Consider the following 18,995-nt stretch of genomic DNA (forward strand, 5'->3'; position numbering starts at 1 on the left):
CTCACTTCTTTTGTATCAATCACTTTGCCATTTTGTAGTAAGTCTACTTTGATCGTTGTTGGACGGCTTGTCGCATTCCCGTCTTTCCACGTCTTCGTTCCTTCTACTTTTGTTTGGCCTACTTTTGTATTCGTAATGTCATAACCGCTTACCTCTGATTTGTATCCCGTTACTAGATGTTCTTTCACTTCATATTGATAAGGTACTCCATTCGCATCGTATGCTTCTAAATCTGCGAATATATATTTCCAACCTATTGCTGCTAATACGTCTTGTGTTTGGATTACATTTCCGTTTTGTAGTAAGTCTACTTTGATCATTGTTGGACGGCTTATCGCATTTCCGTCTTTCCACACTTTTGTTCCTTCTACTGTCATTTTCGCTACTTTTGTATTTGTAATATTGTAGCCATTCACTTCTGATTTGTATCCCGCTACCGGTCGCTCTTTTACTGTATACGTATAGGCAACACCATTTGCATCATATTGTGCTAAATCTGCAAATGTATAGTTCCAACCGTTCGCTGCTGTTACTTCTTGTGTTTGAACTACGTTTCCGTTTTGTAATAACTCTACTTGGATTGAGCTTGGACGATCTGTTGCATTGTTGTCATTCCATGTTTTCGTTCCTGAAATAGATGTTTTTGCATCTTTTGTATTCGTAATATCATAACCGTTTACTTCTGATTTATATCCATCCACCGGTTGTTCTTTTACTTCATACTTATACGCATTTCCTTCGGCATCATATGCTGCTAAGTCTTTGAATCCATATTTCCAGCCTAATCCTTCACTTACTTCTTGCGTCGCAACTACTTGACCATTTTGTAGTAAGTCTACCTTGATTGATGTCGGACGATTTGTTGCATTTCCATCCTTCCACGTTTTTGTTCCTTCTACCGTTGTTTGGCCTACTTTTGTATTTGTAATGTTGTAACCATTCACTTCTGATTTGTATCCCGCTACCGGTTGTTCTTTTACTGTATACGTATAAGCAACACCATTTGCATCATATTGTGCTAAATCTGCAAATGTATAATTCCAACCGTTCGCTGCTGTTACTTCTTGTGTTTGGATTACGTTTCCATTTTGTATTAAATCTACTTGGATTGAGCTTGGACGATCTGTTGCATTGTTGTCGTTCCATGTTTTTGTTCCCGCTACTGTTGTTTTTGCATCTTTTGTATTCGTAATGTTGTAGCCATTTACTTCCGATTTATATCCCGCTACTGGTTGCTCTTTTACTGTATACGTATAAGCATTACCATCATTATCATATGCAGGTAAATCTGCAAACGTATAATTCCAGTTATTCACTGCTGTTACTTCTTGTGTTTTGATTAAATTTCCATTTTGCAGTAACTGTACTTGGATTGAACTTGGACGATCTGTTGCATTATTGTCATTCCAAGTCTTCGTTCCAGAAACAGATGCCATTTTCACCTTATTCGGAATAGTAAGCTTTACACCTTTGTCAGCATTTGCATCAATCGTAAAAGGTACTTTTACTTGAGGATCGAAATCCAAATAGTTTGGACCTGCAATCTCCTGTACATAGTAATTACCTGGGTCTAAATCTTTGACCTCTACCATGCCTTGTCCATCCGTTTTATACGTACCACCAATTTGCTGACCTGATTCTGTATATAAGTTAAATGAAACATTTGGTACAAGTTTTGTCTCATCTCCGGCAATGTGCTTCACGATTCTTAGCGTTCCTTTAGGAGGTAAATCCCCTTGCGCACCGCCGCCCTGATCTATATTGTTAACTCTAGCACTACCCGATGTTGATATAGGATTTTCATTTGTAATCTTGTAATCAACCGCATATTGATTATCAAAATATGGTTGACTCTTTCCATCTGCAGTAATGGTAGATGTATAAGAGAAAGCAAAAGTAATACCACTTGCCTTTTCCTTATTCATCACAACTTTAAATTCGTTATCATTAATAAAAGTAACCGTACCATAACCTTGAGTTTGGAATTCCTGTGGTGTCATTGGAGCTGCAAATCCTCCAATACGGAAACTATCCTGATTAAGTGTTTGTCCCGGTTGCAATGTATCTGTCAAAACAATATCTGAATCTACATTTTGCTTTGCTCCATTTATATTTAACCACCAATTTACTACACTAGTATCTTCAGGCTTAATACTTCCCCCTTTAGAGTGAAATGTTCCAGGGCTACTCCCCCCATTATTAATTTGACCAGCAATCGTTACTTTTTGAGCCTCTAAATTAGTACCTAGATTCGTATCGATTGTTTTCTTCTCTCCCGATGCTACATCTTGAGTCGCTTCAACTTGAAAATAAAAATGTCCTTTAACATTTAGAAGTTTTTCAACTACATCACTAAATGTACATACCACGTTAGTTGTATTTATTTGACAAGTACCAAAATTTTGTCCTTGCTCGTTGTTTAATGGAATTGTTCCTTTGTATCCTTTTAATTCCGGGGGCAAAGCTAATGTTAATGTATCTCCTGTTTTCATATCCAATCCAGGTTTTTCACTAAAATTAACGCGGATTCTCGTTGTTTCGCCAACACCTAGTTCCGTTTTATCAAATGCAAAACTATCTACTAGTCCTGTTTTATTTAACTCCTGTGCATTTGCTATTATGGATGTAAAACTCTGACCTATAGTAAATATAAAAATCATGAAAATCGAAAAAATCGAAGTTACTCTCTTGATCATGTCATTCTCCTATCAGTTATAATTAGATGGCTGTAATATGAATATGCAATGACAATGACTTTATAGGCTGATGGTATTCCATTTCTTTTAATCGTTATACACATAAAGCTTGAAAACAAATTTCTATAAATAATTCTCTTGTACTCTATTAAACTTCATTTTCTTAATGTAACATTACTTTCACTAAGTTTAATATTTACAAGTTAAACAATTTTCGATATAATTGTAACTGGCGAAGTTACGTTTTTCATCATTCCTATAAAATCCCGAGATTTTATATCATATCTACCGTCTTATTTTGAGCATACATTTCTGATTAACAATGTTTTTATTTCAACGCTATTAGTTTATTGATATTACTCTTCATTGTTTTTATGTTCATAATATCAATATATTCAGTTTTTTAATCGCATTTTTAGATGATTTATAACATTATTCACCAGAATTTTTTCCCCCTCCTATAGGCATTCTTTCATGCTCCCATCCGTAATATAGGGCTTTTTTAATGCCAAAGATAGTTTTAGTAATTTTTGTAATCGATTTTGTAATTAAAGAAACCAAACGTAAATTAATTCCCTTCTTGAGATAAAATCCTTATTTTATACTCCCTCCTATATACACCAAAATATTGTCCTTAAATAATTGTTCTAAACCACTACCTAATTCTTGATTCATTTAGTAAAAATATAAACCACAAATAATTTTGTTTATTCATATGTCACTTGGAAATCATTTCTCAGATTTGTAATTAGATAGTCTTATAATTACCAAAAACGTTCACCAATTTTGGTCTACTTATACATTTAGAATCTTAATTAAAATCCGCTGAATAATAAACTCCATGGCTAAATCTGGTTATACCGAATCTTCAATGAAATTCTCAGTTTGTTGACTAGATTCATAATTATTTGTATGAACTCAAATTTATCATTGCTAGATTGAAAAACAGTTTCAATTCTCTCTACAAATATTTGTAATAAGTATGTTATTAATTAAGATGTCATAAAAACAACAGAATACTTATCCTCTACTTTTACCGAATAATTACATTCCATTCACCTCGCTATCTATTTGTAATTTGCAATATTATATATAAAATAAAACAAAGAAATAGTAGTAAACTTGAATATTATTCATCCGTAAATTAGACTGAATCTTCAGTCTTTTTTGTTCGAATGGGGATATTTTCGGCTACTCTTTCTTTGTATTATGAGTTTAGCACTAAATATAAAGTATCACAAGACAAAAAATCACAAAATTCTCGCAAATTCGACATTTTTTCACAAACTAATATTTCCACCAACTAGTAGAGGTCACCATATCTCTCCATCAACTTAAAAATTTTATGACGCACTTAAAATAAAATTGTACATTTTCACCTTGAGAATTCAATATTTTTATATTTGGGTTGTTTTTTAGCTTGATGTTGATGGAAGGTGAATCCAATTAAACTAATTTCCCTCTTTCCTAGATTTAGGGAAATAACTTCTTGTCGAAAACCCTTCAACATAACCAGAAATACATAGTATCACATCAAAGAATATAAATCTATATTGATTTTTTTTTAATAATTTATATATAATTATAATAAATATAAAATGAAAGTCGCTATCAATTAGGAGCGAGAATGATAAATATAAGAATGACAAAACATCCCTGCTTCGGAATGAATACAGTAATGCCAACTAAATATGACCAGGTTAAGTAATTTGAATCATAATTAGATTACATAATCGATTTTTGGTATGGGTAAGAAGCGTAGGTATTCCTTTCCTCATAAATTAACTGTATAGCTTCCGTACTCCATTTTTCTATTTATTAGCTTAAATTGCATAACAATTGAGGGATGCTTCACTAAATTCTTAATATTTTTGGCGAATTTGTAACAGAACCTTTAGTTACAAGCAATATTTTTTAAATACAATATTTTATCATCTAAGGAGGAAACAGTATGAAAGGCTTAAAGTTTATTTATAAAACTCCCTTTATATTAACAATGAGTGTAGTGTTGATGGGATGTAACACAGCAAAACAAGAAGCTCCGCAAAAACAATCCACGAAGAAAAATACGCAGTGGTCATATGAGGGGAATACTGGTCCAGAGCACTGGGGAGAATTGAAACCAGAATACAAAATGTGTTTAAATGGGCAAGAACAATCTCCAATAGATATCAAAACAGAGCAAATAAAATCAACAGTTGATAATAATCCTTTGCAAATAAACTATCAACCAATATCATTTTCTATTAAAAATAATGGGCATAGTATTGAGGGAAAAGCAAATAGTCCTGATGATTATCTTATGCTAGGAGGAAATCGTTACACATTAAAACAATTCCATTTTCATACACCAAGTGAGCACCAATTTGAAGGGAAATATGCAGATATGGAATTACATCTAGTCCATCAAAATGATCAAGGTCAGTTAGCAGTAGTAGGTATTATGATAAAAGAAGGACAAAAAAACGAAGGTTTTGCAGCAATGTGGGAAAATCTCCCGTACAGAAAAAATATAAAAGACGATGTGCAACATACCATTGATATAAAACAGATTCTTCCTTCAGATCATTCATCATTCCGTTACATGGGGTCTTTGACAACACCTCCTTGTACTGAAAATGTCCAATGGATTGTGTTGAAACAGACAATAGAGATGTCCAAAAAACAAATTGAAGCGTTCCATAAATTATTCCCAACGAATAGCCGACCAGTTCAACCAATTAATGGACGCGAAGTATCATAAAAATCAATAGTACGAACCAATGTCCTAATCTATATTACTGATTTTTGTATGTTTGTTATAAGAGAATCATAGCAAAGTTTATGGTAACCAGACAATTTAAATAACCATTGTCTTGCTCAATGAAATTATAATTTTTTTGCACCAGTATAGAAATAAGCTGTTGCCCCTTTAGGACAGCAGCTTTTTCATTATGCTACGTCTTCTTTTTGTTCCTTAAAGAAGAAAAAGATAACATACTAGATATATTTTATATATAAATCATTAGCGGAAATTTTAAAAACAATAAAAATCCTATAATTATTATATAATAATTACAGGATTAATATTTGATGAACATTATAATTCTTAGTACATGTCTTGCTAAAATACCTTAAAAAAATTTTATTTTTACAAAAGAAAACAACCTATATAAAAACAGGTTGTTTTCTTTTAAGGGTAAAACAAAGAAAGAATGGCAAAAAAGACACAAACTTATAAAGCACAAAAAGTAGATCGATTAGATAGAACTAAAAATTCTGATATCATACCCGTTAGGGTTTCTGTTTACTCTTTCTTTGTTGTTATGAATATAGCATCAAAAAGACATATATCAACAAAAGGTAACATAATTGTTACTTTTTTCGGTATTTAATCATAATTCTTTACAAACCATATCATAGTAATGAAAAAAAGCGACGTGCTTTTTTCATTGCTTTCAGTATAAACAGTGATATTATTTTTGTCATTATACTACATCTTCTTTTTGTCCCTTCTGTAACGTACTATTTTTGTAACCGTAACTGAAGTAGACTACAAGTTTAATTACAAAACAAGCTTCAACGACAATCCATTTTTTTACTGGACGTTGTAACGCAAAGAAAACAACCTGTATAAAAACAGATTGTTTTCTTATGTAGGGTAAAACAAAGAAAGAGTGGAAAAAAATGCACAAACTTCTTCGACACATGAAGTACATCGGTAGAGAAAACTAAAAATTCTGATTTCTTACTAGATAAGGGTTTTTATTTTCTCTTTCTTTGTTGTTATGAATATAACATTAAAATCGACATATATCAACAAAAAGTAACAAAGTTGTTACCTTTTCGGCATTTAATAGGGTTCAGCCGAGATACGTGAAAAAACAGGTCATAGTTTTACTTTTATTTCCAATCACAACCTATTGAGCTTATAGAGAGATGGTTTCTTCTATTTGGTGAGATTTTTTTGTAAATCAATTACATAATCTCCAAAACGTATTATATATCTAGTCATATAGGAACTTAGCGTTTCTAAATCTTGGCGCGAAAAGCGATAACCTTCTCTTTTTAGTTACCATAAAATCGTAATTTACTGGGCACATAAAAAGAAAATAACAATTTCATCTCATAGCAAAATTGTTATCTGTTAATAGTAATATAAAGGATTATTTCCGAACACTTATCGGAAATGCATAGCGTATAGTAGTTGATATACCTATATTTTCATGTAATTATGCATATCCAAATGCAGGGAAACGATATATAGGTGTTATTATGTTATATTACAAATGTTTTTTATTTAGATAACTTCACTTTAACTATAATTATTATGTGTTACTAATAAATATGAAATTATTTTTTATATTTTACAGATGAAATAATTTTATTAATATAATTATTTACATCTAAAAATCCTCATATGAATTATAACGGATTTCTATGTTACTATTTTGTAACTTATATACTTAAGAGCTTAATGTTTTAATAAAGGTATAAATGGTATAACTACTAAGAAAGGAGAAGATGGCACGTATAAAAGTTCAGTACAGACTAAAGTAACATTATGTCATTCCGATTATCTTAATAACCGGAATATCAGAAGAATTTTAGGATCAGTAAGTGTTACATTTCTAAAAAATAGCAGTCTTATTTTTTAGAAGAATTCACCAGTATGCTAGACACTACAGTCGTGTGTACTTAGGTACTAAAGTTATTGCTTTACCAAATGTAGTGAAATCACATGTGTTATCAATCTCTTGCAATGATACATGTAACAAAGGTATCTATCAGAAATCGTTCTCAATTTTATTTGCAGAATATTAAAAGTTTAAAAAACATATTTAATAGGGGGCATAGAAATGAAATTGAAAGTTTTAGCAACAACAGGACTAGCTTTAACATTAGGACTAACAAGTATAGGAACTATTGCAACACCTACTTATGCAGCAGTAGCCGAAAATCCTAATCCTGATATTGAAAATAATAAGAGTATATATGATTCTAATAACCTGTTGAAGTTTGCAACATTTAGTACTACAGGTTTCGAAAAAACTTCAGAACAGAAAACGTTGAAAGCAATTGACTATGTAATAAATGATAATAGCGCTAATCCAGATGCCTCAACTAGAAAAGCACCTACTAAAACACATTCTACAACAGATTCACTAACAATAAATGCAAGTGCTGAAATTAGTGTCGGAGCGGAAATGTCAGCATCTGCTTCAATTCCAGGAATTGCATCTGTTACTTCAAAAATTACAACAGGACTTAAAGTAAGTACAGGGGTGAATAAGTTTTCATCCGAGACTAGAACATTGTCTTATGGAGGCGATGACATCGTAGCAAAACCATATCAGACTTTACGTGTTGACTATTATCTTGAGGAATTAAAGACTTCAGGCATCATGAATACTGGTACTAAGGTAACTGAAATTGGGGACAATTTGCAAATATGGTATTTAGGAGTGCTTGATGGGCCTGATTTCATTGAGAAGTATGAGCCAGGACATTTAACTGGTGAAGCGGTCTATAATGCATTTAAACGTATGGAAGAGAAAAATAAAAACACTCCTATGACAATCGGACAAAAAAACACTGGAGAATATTGGTTAAAGATACCTAAAGGCAAGTTGTCAGATTACTTTTTCATAGATGATGTAGCAAAAACTGTATCTACAGTTGGAGCACAGGTAAAGTTTGATGGAATAGCTGGAACAGGATTAACTTGGACAACATCAGTTATTAATCCTGCAACACAACAAAAAACTCCTATCGCCGAAGGACAAGTTCAACAACCATAATGAATTGGCCACGAATTGTGGCCTTTTTTATTATGATTGTTGTATCATGAAAAAATTCAAATGCTACAGTTGCATGAAACATAGACTATTACACAAATAGTGCTTTATCTGAAGGAATATAGTCGGAAAACGATAAAAAAATAGAAATATAAAGGAGACCAGATGCAATGAGTAATATAGTGGTTACTTTACAAAATGTGCATAAAAAAATTGGATCTAATGAAATTATTCGCGGTCTTTCATTTGAAGTAAGAAAAGGCGAAGTATATGGCTTTCTCGGTCCGAATGGAAGCGGGAAAACAACGACAATTCGCATGATGACAGGACTTATTTCTCTTACAAAAGGTGACATTGCGATTTGTGGTCATAGCATTCGAACAGATAGAGAAAAAGCTCTTTCATATATTGGAGCCATTGTAGAAAACCCGGAATTATATGAATATATGACGGGCATGCAAAACTTAAAACATTTCGCTAATATGGCAATAAATCCAATCAATGCCGAGAGGATTGCTGAAATTGTAAAGCTTGTCGATTTAAAGCAGGCTATTCATAAAAAGGTAAAAGCATATTCACTCGGAATGAAACAACGTCTGGGGATTGCACAGGCATTGCTTCACAAGCCGAAAATTTTAATTTTAGATGAACCGACAAACGGTTTAGACCCAGCTGGCATTCGACAACTACGTGATTATTTGCAGCACTTAGCAAAAGATGAAGATATAGCAATTATTGTATCAAGTCATTTGTTAAGTGAAGTAGAATTGATGTGCGATCGTGTTGTCATTATTCAAAATGGCCAATTCGTACAGGAGTATAATTTACGAGAAGGAAAAGAACAGGGGGAATTTGTCGTTTCATTTGAAGTCTCTCAACCTGAAATTGCTTATAAAGTAATTAAGGGAGACCAGAAAGATGGAAAAATACTCGTTAGTACAACGAAAGAACAAATTCCTGCATTAGTAAAACAACTTGTATTAGCAGATATACGAGTATATGGAGTCACTGTACAAAACACATCCCTTGAAGATGAATTTTTAGCAATAACAGGAGGTACAAATTCATTATGATAAAGTTAATTCAAAATGAATTTTTAAAGTTGCATGCGCAGAAAACGATATATATATTAATGGGTGTACTAGTTTTACTCGAAGGTGTTATAGCGATTATTTTAAAGAGTCTGTTGTCCTCTAATATCCCACTTGGAGCAAACACTCCTTTAGGTTTTGCATCATTCCTTCTACCTACAATTATTATGTTTACAACAATATTTGGGATTACAATTGCGTCACGGACGATTACAGAAGAGTTTCAAAAAGGGACGATTAAACAATTGTTAATTCGTCCGAAAAAACGCGTCTCTATTTTATTTGCAAAATATATTACTGTGCTCTTATCAATGGTAATTATCATCATTATCTCAACAGTTACAGCTTCTTTAATTGGAGAAATAATGATGAGAGGTGGGAAAACAGAGCTTACGCCATCTATTTTTACAATAAAATTACTATATATGTTGCCAGCAACATTTTTCTATGCAACACTTTCCTTTTTCCTAGCAAACGTATTTCGTAAATCTGTACTACCTTTAATTATTTCAATGTTCCTTTTCTTTATAGAAGGCCCAATCCTATATCTTATTATGTTATACGCACAAGGTATTGCTAAATATATTGTACTATTCCATTTGAATTTAAATATGTATGATAGTCGTGAAATTATAAATGAAGGCGCTACACCATTATTTTCTGAATTTACGTTAACAACATCTTCTTTATTTGTCTTAGCATCTTTTGCAGTATTGCTTATCGCATCTAGTGTAATGTTTCAAAAACGAGATGTATTATAAACGTAAAATCTCAATTCAGGTGCAGCACCAATACTATAAATCTATAAATCCCCTTATATTCACCTTAAACTAAAAAGAACTTGTAGGAATTCCTACAAGTTCTTTTTGTTTTTTCGTTTAAATAACCTACAATAAACCTTAAAAAGAAACTAAATATCTTAATTTTATTATACTAGTAATTGAATTTGAAAAATATCTGAATCCTTTGGACCTAGAACACTCATTTTATCTTTAAACGTTTACCGATATTTAACAATAAAACTTTCGTTTAAGGGGTTACCTCAAATCCTTAAATTGATGGGCTTGTGGCGGGACCATACATCATTCAATGTAGAGGCTAATGTTTTTTATTAGTTCTTAATCGATTTTTCCGGAAGAAAATTCATTAAAATGTTCGTATACTTCTTCCTTGTTAGGGCAAAATAGCTTCAATTCCTTCCAATTTCAAATTCGAGTTATCAACTGAATTCCAAGCAAAACTGCTAATCCAAATAGGAGTCTACTATTCTCCGTGTTATTCTTTATATATTTCCATCAGACCCAAATAGACTAGTATATCTCCAATAGAGACACATTAACTTAAGTTATAATATTTTTTACATAAAAAGAAATGTTGTTTTTCATGTATACCTATTAAATTAATACTTTGTATTAAGTTTGGATTATGAGCAATTGGATCGGGGAAACGTATGTGACCAGCAATGTCATCTTCGATTTTAGAAAGTATTTTTTCTAAATTCTTTGTTTCATTATCTAGCTCTTTAATTAATCTTTCAAATGAAATTTTACCTTCTATTCCTTTAGGTGGTAGCAAAATAAAAGGTGCCTTCATTGGCTTGTTGTGTTTTTCTTTATATTCAGTATATATGTCCGTACTATGCGTTTTATAAGGTGACTTTTTTCTTACTGCAGCAATTGGTCTAGAAAATGGTAAATATAACTTATTTAATTGTCGAAAACGCCTGACCATTAAGTATAAATGATAATATGTTTCTCCAAAAGACCACTTATCTTTACAAGGCCTTTCCCATTCTTTGTTTTTGAAATGCTGTATTTCATTAGCAAATTCTTCTCTTTGTTGATAAATTTTGTTAAAGTGATTAGTCATATAAATGCTCTGCATAATTCCCCCTGTATATGTTAGTTAAAGTTTCTATAATTTGCGAATAGCACACTAACTTAATATTATATTTAGTGAAGCTTTCTTCGCTTAACAAACACCAACTATAATTTTCAATAACCCCACGTACATAATGAAATAATTCACCTTTAATTTCTGTGTAATCCTTAATAAAATAATTACTCACTAAAGGTGAATGGATATTGTTTTTAATATCGAATAAACTAATCCCTTTACATTTCACATAACTTTCTTTAAAAGTCCATGAATCCGTAAAAAAATTGATTTGTTCTCTTTGCGATAAGGTTAATAAGTGTTTAAGTTCTTCTTGAGTAAAAAAGAATTGAGCTAATTCATGATTGCACCGCTTATACTCCTCAATATCAGCCCCTACGGCAGAATTATTACTGTAAGTACACATAACCCATTCATTACAATTTGAAATATTAAAGAAGCCTTTTGATAATAGAGGTTTCCCCCGCATATTATAGGTTATACTCAACGGATATTTCATTCTTTGTTTTTTGAACAACACATACTGTATAAGTAAATCGCTGTACATAATATGAAGCATTTTTTTAGGGTGTGTAGTTTTTTTTAATCTCTGTATAGCTCGTTTGGTGAGAATTCTTTTTGATATAAGATTACTTTGGTTTTTATTTATCTTACAGAAGAAAATATCCATAATTAATCCTGAAATTTTGATAATAAAATTGAGGCATTATGCCCACCAAATGCAAATGAATTATTTAAGATTTTACCACCATTATAATTAGATACCTTTTCTAAAAGAAGGTTAACTTCTATATCCTCTCCCACACTATCTCTTGATACATTAATAGTGGGAATTAATTTTCCTTTCTTAATCATCATACAACATAATGCTGTTTCAATTGCTCCAGCTGCTCCTAAAGCATGTCCATGAATAGATTTAGTCGAGGATACTAAAGGATTTTGATTAAATAGCTTCTTTATAGCCTTTGATTCAGTTAAGTCATTTAGTTTGGTAGATGTACCATGAGCATTTATGTACTCTATCTCATTGGAACTGCATTTAGCATCAATTAATGCATTTTCCATACATCTTGTAACACCATTAAGGTCAGGCGCCAATAATGAAGTAGCATCTGATGAGCTCCCATAACCTTCTATTTCACAATAGATATGAACCCCACGCTCCTTTGCATGATTAAGTTCTTCAAGAATAAGAAAGGCCGCCCCTTCACTCATTACAAATCCTGATCTATCTTTTGAAAAAGGGACACTAGCTTTATCTAAGAATTTAGAGTTTGTTAAGGTTCTTAACTTTCTAAAAGGTTCTATAACTTGTGGAATAACACATGCTTCTGCTCCACCTGCTAATATTATTTTTTTGCTACCATTTTGAATTTTTTTAAATGCTTCTCCTATCGCTACTGTTCCTGAAGCACAGGCAATTGAGTAAGCAAGAGATTCACCTTTTATACCTAAATCAATACTAATATTTGCTGCTATCATATTAATTAGATTTCTTGGTATTACAAGCATTGTCATTTGATCTACACCTTTCAAAGCTGCAGTTCCAAACTCATCTGCGAGGGCACGAATGCCCCCAACAGAACTTCCAACAAACACAGAAACGTTTTCATTATTTTCATCATTAATTAATAAATCTGCATCTTTAACGGCTTCTCTTGATGCAATTACCGCCATTTGAGTACAACGATCCATATACCGCTTATCCTTTGTAGTAAGTGATTCATTAAAAATGTCATCTACTTCTCCAACAAAGTTTGTATTTTCATATTTGGAAGGAATAATACCGCTTTCAAGATTAACAATACTTTCCCAGGAACTCTCTCTGGTAATACCATTTGGTGAAACAATACCTATTCCTGTTACTACGACTCTATTCATAAACTCGTCTACCTCCATTGTCATTTTAAATGCATTTCATTTTTGATCTTATTCTTATTAAGAAGAAGGTAAATACGGCAATTATCATTCCGTTACTTGCAAATATAATATTTAGGTTATCAGTAACTTTAACAAAGTTGACAAAGTCAAACATAATTTGATCCAAAAACACTCTTACACCTATTCTTGATAGAAGGTATGATCCAATAATTGTTAGGACCGCAATAGGAAAACTAAAGGCAAAATGCATTCTCATTAGTTCTTTTAATGAATAACCTTCTAATTTTAATGTCTTAATTGACTTGATACTATTTTGATAACTGAACTCAAGAAGTGAGTAAAGTAATGCAACTTGTAGAACTATAGCAAGCCCTAAAATAAGTGTGATCTGTTTGTTTATAACTTCTAAGATATTTTTTCCGGAAGTTATTATCTCGTTCCTAGTCAACGTAGCTTCTATCCCACTATCGTTAGCATTATCATATGGTTTTGATAGAGCTACTGCAGGTACTGAATATGTTTTATGGTTGAACATTTCTCCGTTATTGAAAACTAAATATATATTACTCACTGTAGTAACATTGTTGACTTTATTAATTTTAAATGAGTAATCTTTTTGATTAGTTACATCTTTTAGTAGTAACTTATCTCCTACTTTTTTCCCATATTTATCAGAGAATGCTTGAGTAATTATTACATCTCCATCTTCCAGTTTGAGATTATAATTATAATACTTAGAATCAGAACCGATTACATAAACATTTTGTGTAATACCTTCTTCATCATATAAGTTATATAGTTTAAACTCTTCACCTTTGATATCATATTGATTAGGTGGATTTAAAAACAAAATTTCTTCAAAAGTATTCTCTGATGCTAAGTCATCGACATACTTAGTTACAGAGTCTTTCAATAAAAACGAAAAATTAATCAGTAAACCTACAAAGAAAATCAGTACTATAAACAAAGCCATTTCCTTTTTATTTCTATTTATCCGCTTTAACCGATACCGGTAAGTAAAAGGAATGAAATTCATCATTTTGCCACTTCTTTTTCTTATAGATTTAACTTTATTTTTCTTCTTTTTAAATTTTATATAAAACTGATAAACTAAAACAAAGTTAATCACTAAAACAATAATTAGTGAGAAAACTAAACATTCTGTCAATAATTTGTAATCAATTTTTAGAATTGGATAATTATATATTTGGCTATTCATTTGCATAATCGTTTCAATCAAAAATATACCGATTGTACCACCGATTAACCATGCAATTAAAATTGTTAAGCTCGTTTCAGTTATATAATGTTTAAAAAGAACCCATTTGTTAAAGCCTAGCTTATTAAATGTTGCTAGGTTATTTGATTCTTTCTTGGATACTTCAAAATGATAAACACTTAAAAGAACCCCAACTATTAGATATAGTAAGCATGTTAAAAGCAACGCTAGATCCCTTGGCGCTTTTGCATCACCTATTACTTGTTGTATCCTCGTGTTGTTTTGAGAGTTATTAATATAAGTTGGTTTCACGATTTTCGAAACCTCTTGAACATCTAGATTGCTAGTATAAGCATAATATGAAGAGAACTTATTACCGAATAGCCTTTTAAAAGTTTCTTCATTTACAAATGCTATACCAAAAACTTCAGAATTAGCTTGCAACACTAGATTACTATTTTTGGTTGTAATATAATCAGGTGATATTGCAGTTCCAACTATTTTTAATTTTTCTCCATTAAAAGTCAATTCATCATTGAGTGCTAATTTATTTGCTTTTAAATAGTTATTGTCAATTAGAATCTCTTTATCGTTTTGAATATCACGACCGCTGGTCACTTGATATTTATTAATTTTTTTTCTTGACTGGAATATTCGAACTGTACTGCCACCTTCCCTCACTTCCCCATTTTTAATTTGTTCGAAGGAAATATCCTCAAATTTCTCGTCAATATCTTCATTGGTTATTAATATACCGTCCTCTACGTTATATTCGCTGTTGAATCTTTCAACCGATTGTAGAACGCTACTAGTACCAACAAAAAAGCTTATAAAGATACCAGTTGTAGCAAAAATAACAAGAAATATAACTAGAAGCTTTAATTTATAAGTATTTAATCTCCTTATTGTACGTTTTCTAAATTTTTTCTTAATATATTGATTTACCATTCTAAATTCTCCGCTAATTCAATATCTTCATTTACTACATCATTAACCTTTTTCCCATCATGGATAGTGATAGTGCGATTAGAAATTTTTATAATTTGTTCATTATGGGTGATTAGAACAATTGTAGTTTGATGACTTTTTTGTAGCTTTTGCAACACTGTTAGGACCTCCTTAGATGAATTACCATCAAGCGCTCCTGTAGGTTCATCACAAAACAGTATTTTTGCTCTTTTCACTAAAGCCCTTAATATAGCAGCTTTTTGTTGTTGACCTCCTGAACATTGATTAGGAAATAAATTAATTGCTTTACGAATATCCCACTCATCAATAAGATTTTCAATTTCCTCAGTGACATCATGTTCCAAATAGATATTCTCATGTAAAGTTAGATCATCAATTAAGTTATATTCTTGAAAAACAAAAGCAATATCATTTTTTCTAAAAAGATTTACTTCTTTTTTAGTGAAATTACCTATACTTCTTTTGTTTACCTGAATATCGCCTGAAGTAACACTGTCTAGCCCAGATAAGCATTTGAGAAGCGTAGTTTTACCCGACCCTGATTTTCCGATAATTGTACATAATTCACCCTTACCTATACCTAAATCAATTCCTCTTAACACTTTTAATTCATTTTGCTTATTTGCATTAAAGACTTTTATAACATTAGTAGCTTTAATCATTTGTACCTCCATTTTTATGTTTAATTGTAATAAAATACGAATAATATGTATCATCTGCTGGTGCGATTTCACTCACTTCAAATCCACATGAATGTAATAGAGGAAGGAAAAGATTCCACTGCTCCGCTTGAGCAAAATCAATAAGCATATTATTTAATACAACTTCAGCTTGGAGAATACTATTACAAATATCATATTTAAAGCGAGATATAAGATTCCAATCCTTATTATGTTTAGCAATAAGCTCTTGATAAACTTCAAAATTAGGATAATACTGACAAATTATTATAGAACCATCCCTATGCAAAATTTCTTTTAGTTTCTTGAAGAGGTCTTCTTTTTCGTCTTGAGTAAGATAAAATAGCATATAACTCATATTAATCATGTCAAACTTGCTATCAAAAGAAAGATTTATAATGTCTTCGTTATGTATAACAACATTTGACTTATCTTTATATTTAGTTTGTAGTTTCTCAAACACTTTTTTTTGTCTTTCTACACCAACAATTTGTTTATCATCAGATCTCAAATGAACATCAATAAAATTACCATTTCCGCACCCAATGTCTAGAATTGACTTAAATTGTTTTTGAGAAATAAAAGCTGCATAGTTCTCTTTTGTGTATATATTAAAAGCTAATTCTCCAAGATCTGTGTAGAAATCTTCTGAGAAACTAGGGGCTATTTGTTTAAAAAAGTCTAATTCATTAATCTCTTGTAAATAGGTAAGGACCTCTTTAATATATATATAATCTAGTTTCTCCATTATTTTCCCTAATGTTGTATTATGTTCTTCATTAATTACACGCTCAATGAACTTGTAATCACTTTGTATTTTATTTACAATCTCACTATAATTTTCGTCTTCAAATTCCACTAAGCTGTTTCTGCTCTTTACTGCCAAAAGGTATTCTTGATTTAATGTGTATATATTCTCTTTTTGTGAAATCATACCCAGCTGGATACCTAGATCCATAAATGAATGAAATATATTATGATGCATATTTCCTCTTGTCATTGCTTGAACATTATCAAAGTTTTCATATACCTTCCTTAATACAATAAACCTTATATAGTTCTTAACTTTTGAAAACAAAAGTAATTGGAACAAAGGAGTATCTCTTATCCCTACAATCTTAGATAATCGAACTAAAATATTTATACGAATGGCCTTTTCTGGTAACTTATAACGTTTGTTTGGAGAATATGATTGATACTTGCTCATTAACAAACTGTATTTCATTTAATAACCTCCTCTTCTTTTAAAATTAAATGATAGGAAGCAAAAAGCTCCCTATCTATATAAATTTCCACGTAATTTATAAAGGTATTAACACGGACTCATTATAAGTAGATAAACTTTGAATGTTTTCTTTAATTACTTTTAAAGTCATATCCAGGTCTTCTTTTGAATGGGCAGCTGAGATAAAAAATCTTATTCTAGCTTCACTCTCTTTTACTGCAGGGTAAATTATCGGCATCGCATTTATTCCATTTTTAAATAATATTTCCGAGAATTTAAGAGCTTCATCAGAGTTTCCAATGATTAAAGGTACTACTGGCGTGTCATAACTTTTACCTGTATCAACTCCTAGTTTCTTTAATTCATTTAAGAAATAAGTATGGTTTTCTATTAATCTTATAAATAAACTTTCTTCACTTTCACAGAGTGTTAACGACGCTAATGCCGCAGCTGCATTAGCTGGTGTCATTCCTACACTGAAAATAAATCCAGGTGAATTGAATCTTAAATATTTTATAAAGGATTTGCTACCAGCAATATATCCCCCACAACTATTAAGGGATTTACTTAATGTTCCCATTAAAATATCTACTGATTTAGGATTAACATCATAATAACTTGTTACACCTCTACCATTCTTACCAATAGTACCGATTGAATGCGCTTCATCCACCATGAGAATAGCATTATACTTTTCTTTTATTCTAATTAGTTCTGGTAATTTACAGATATCTCCATCCATGCTGTAAACACCTTCTACCACGATTAAAACCCTGCGGAATTTCGACCTTAGCTTTTTTAGCTCATCTTCTAGATGATCCATATCATTATGTTTAAACGGCTTTCGCTTGGCATTAGAAAGAATTGCACCTTGTATAATACTATTATGAGCCAATGCATCATGTAGAATTAAATCTTCTTGATTGACAATATTCCCTATGGTATTAACGTTAGTACTATGTCCTCCCACCTGAATTAGAGCATCTTCTGCACCTAAGAATTCAGCAATTTTTCTTTCAAGCTTTTGATGGATTTCAATTTCTCCGCTAAGTAATCTACTACCAGAAACACTCGTTCCATAACGATTTATCGATTCAATTACGGCCTGGTTAATTATATTTGAACCATTAATACCGAGGTAATTATAAGTGGAATAATTTATCTTCTCTTCTCCATCTATAATAATTCTATTTGATGCTATTCCATGGTTTTTTCTAAAATAAGGAATGTATTCTCTGCTTTTAAGATATTTATGAAACTCTTTAACTTCAGTGAAATCATCCAGCAATGAAGCTGTATCTTGTTTCATTTCTATCCCTATTTCTTTATATACTAAAGATAAAATATCTTCTACAGTTGTATCCTCTTGTTGAAAAACTTCTTCCAAGTCGACTTCTTTCATCTCAGGAAAGTCATGTACTACTAATCTATGAAAATCCATAATCATCATTGAATCAAGACCAAGATTATTAACTAACGAATCAGTTACAGCAATGTCACTTTGATCATAACCTGTTATTTCAGCCAAATGGCTAATGATTTTATCGTATACTTTATTCAT

At 31.3% G+C, this 18,995-nt stretch carries 12 protein-coding genes; 4 read left to right on the forward strand and 8 right to left on the reverse strand.

From position 1 onward, the window contains the following. A partial coding sequence (locus tag V7S50_RS29395) for a Cna B-type domain-containing protein (protein ID WP_336584451.1) occupies window positions 1-2,696 on the reverse strand: 2,696 nt, incomplete at its 3' end. Window positions 2,697-4,647: 1,951 nt separating this feature from the next. Between V7S50_RS29395 and V7S50_RS29400 the strand changes: the two genes are divergently transcribed. From V7S50_RS29400 to V7S50_RS29415, 4 genes are all read left to right on the forward strand, one after another. After that, a complete protein-coding gene (locus tag V7S50_RS29400) occupies window positions 4,648-5,439 on the forward strand; it encodes a carbonic anhydrase (protein ID WP_336376506.1) in 792 nt (263 codons plus the stop codon). Window positions 5,440-7,534: 2,095 nt separating this feature from the next. Then, window positions 7,535-8,476 (forward strand): hypothetical protein, encoded by a 942-nt coding sequence (locus V7S50_RS29405; protein ID WP_336376508.1) that lies wholly within the window; start codon window positions 7,535-7,537, stop codon window positions 8,474-8,476. A gap of 167 nt (window positions 8,477-8,643) precedes the next feature. Beyond that, entirely contained in the window at window positions 8,644-9,546 is a 903-nt protein-coding gene (locus V7S50_RS29410) for an ABC transporter ATP-binding protein (RefSeq protein ID WP_336376509.1), read from the forward strand. Then, window positions 9,543-10,325: an ABC transporter permease gene (locus tag V7S50_RS29415; protein WP_336376510.1), complete on the forward strand. Its 783-nt coding sequence runs from the start codon at window positions 9,543-9,545 to the stop codon at window positions 10,323-10,325. Before V7S50_RS29410 ends, V7S50_RS29415 begins: the two co-directional genes overlap by 4 nt. A 574-nt stretch (window positions 10,326-10,899) precedes the next feature. Here V7S50_RS29415 and V7S50_RS29420 read toward each other — a convergent pair. From V7S50_RS29420 to V7S50_RS29450, 7 genes are all read right to left on the reverse strand, one after another. After that, the gene (locus tag V7S50_RS29420) at window positions 10,900-11,448 is read right to left on the reverse strand and encodes a DinB family protein (protein WP_336376511.1); all 549 of its coding nucleotides are present in this window, start codon (window positions 11,446-11,448) and stop codon (window positions 10,900-10,902) included. After that, a complete protein-coding gene (locus V7S50_RS29425) occupies window positions 11,426-12,130 on the reverse strand; it encodes a 4'-phosphopantetheinyl transferase family protein (protein WP_336376512.1) in 705 nt (234 codons plus the stop codon). The genes V7S50_RS29420 and V7S50_RS29425 overlap by 23 nt, the downstream gene beginning before the upstream one ends. Window positions 12,131-12,132: 2 nt before the next feature. After that, window positions 12,133-13,341, reverse strand: coding sequence for a beta-ketoacyl-[acyl-carrier-protein] synthase family protein (locus V7S50_RS29430; protein ID WP_336376513.1), 1,209 nt, complete (start codon window positions 13,339-13,341; stop codon window positions 12,133-12,135). 25 nt (window positions 13,342-13,366) lie between these two features. Continuing rightward, the gene (locus V7S50_RS29435) at window positions 13,367-15,508 is read right to left on the reverse strand and encodes an ABC transporter permease (protein ID WP_336376514.1); all 2,142 of its coding nucleotides are present in this window, start codon (window positions 15,506-15,508) and stop codon (window positions 13,367-13,369) included. After that, a complete protein-coding gene (locus V7S50_RS29440) occupies window positions 15,502-16,191 on the reverse strand; it encodes an ABC transporter ATP-binding protein (RefSeq protein ID WP_336376515.1) in 690 nt (229 codons plus the stop codon). Before V7S50_RS29440 ends, V7S50_RS29435 begins: the two co-directional genes overlap by 7 nt. Further along, on the reverse strand, window positions 16,184-17,434 hold the full coding sequence (locus V7S50_RS29445) for a class I SAM-dependent methyltransferase (RefSeq protein ID WP_336376516.1): 1,251 nt from the start codon (window positions 17,432-17,434) through the stop codon (window positions 16,184-16,186). The genes V7S50_RS29440 and V7S50_RS29445 overlap by 8 nt, the downstream gene beginning before the upstream one ends. 76 nt (window positions 17,435-17,510) lie before the next feature. Next, on the reverse strand, window positions 17,511-18,995 hold the full coding sequence (locus tag V7S50_RS29450; protein WP_336376517.1) for an aminotransferase class I/II-fold pyridoxal phosphate-dependent enzyme: 1,485 nt from the start codon (window positions 18,993-18,995) through the stop codon (window positions 17,511-17,513).

The sequence above is a fragment of the Bacillus sp. CCNWLW194 genome, assembly GCF_037120585.1.
GTDB classification, from domain to species: Bacteria; Bacillota; Bacilli; order Bacillales; family Bacillaceae_G; genus Bacillus_A; species Bacillus_A basilensis.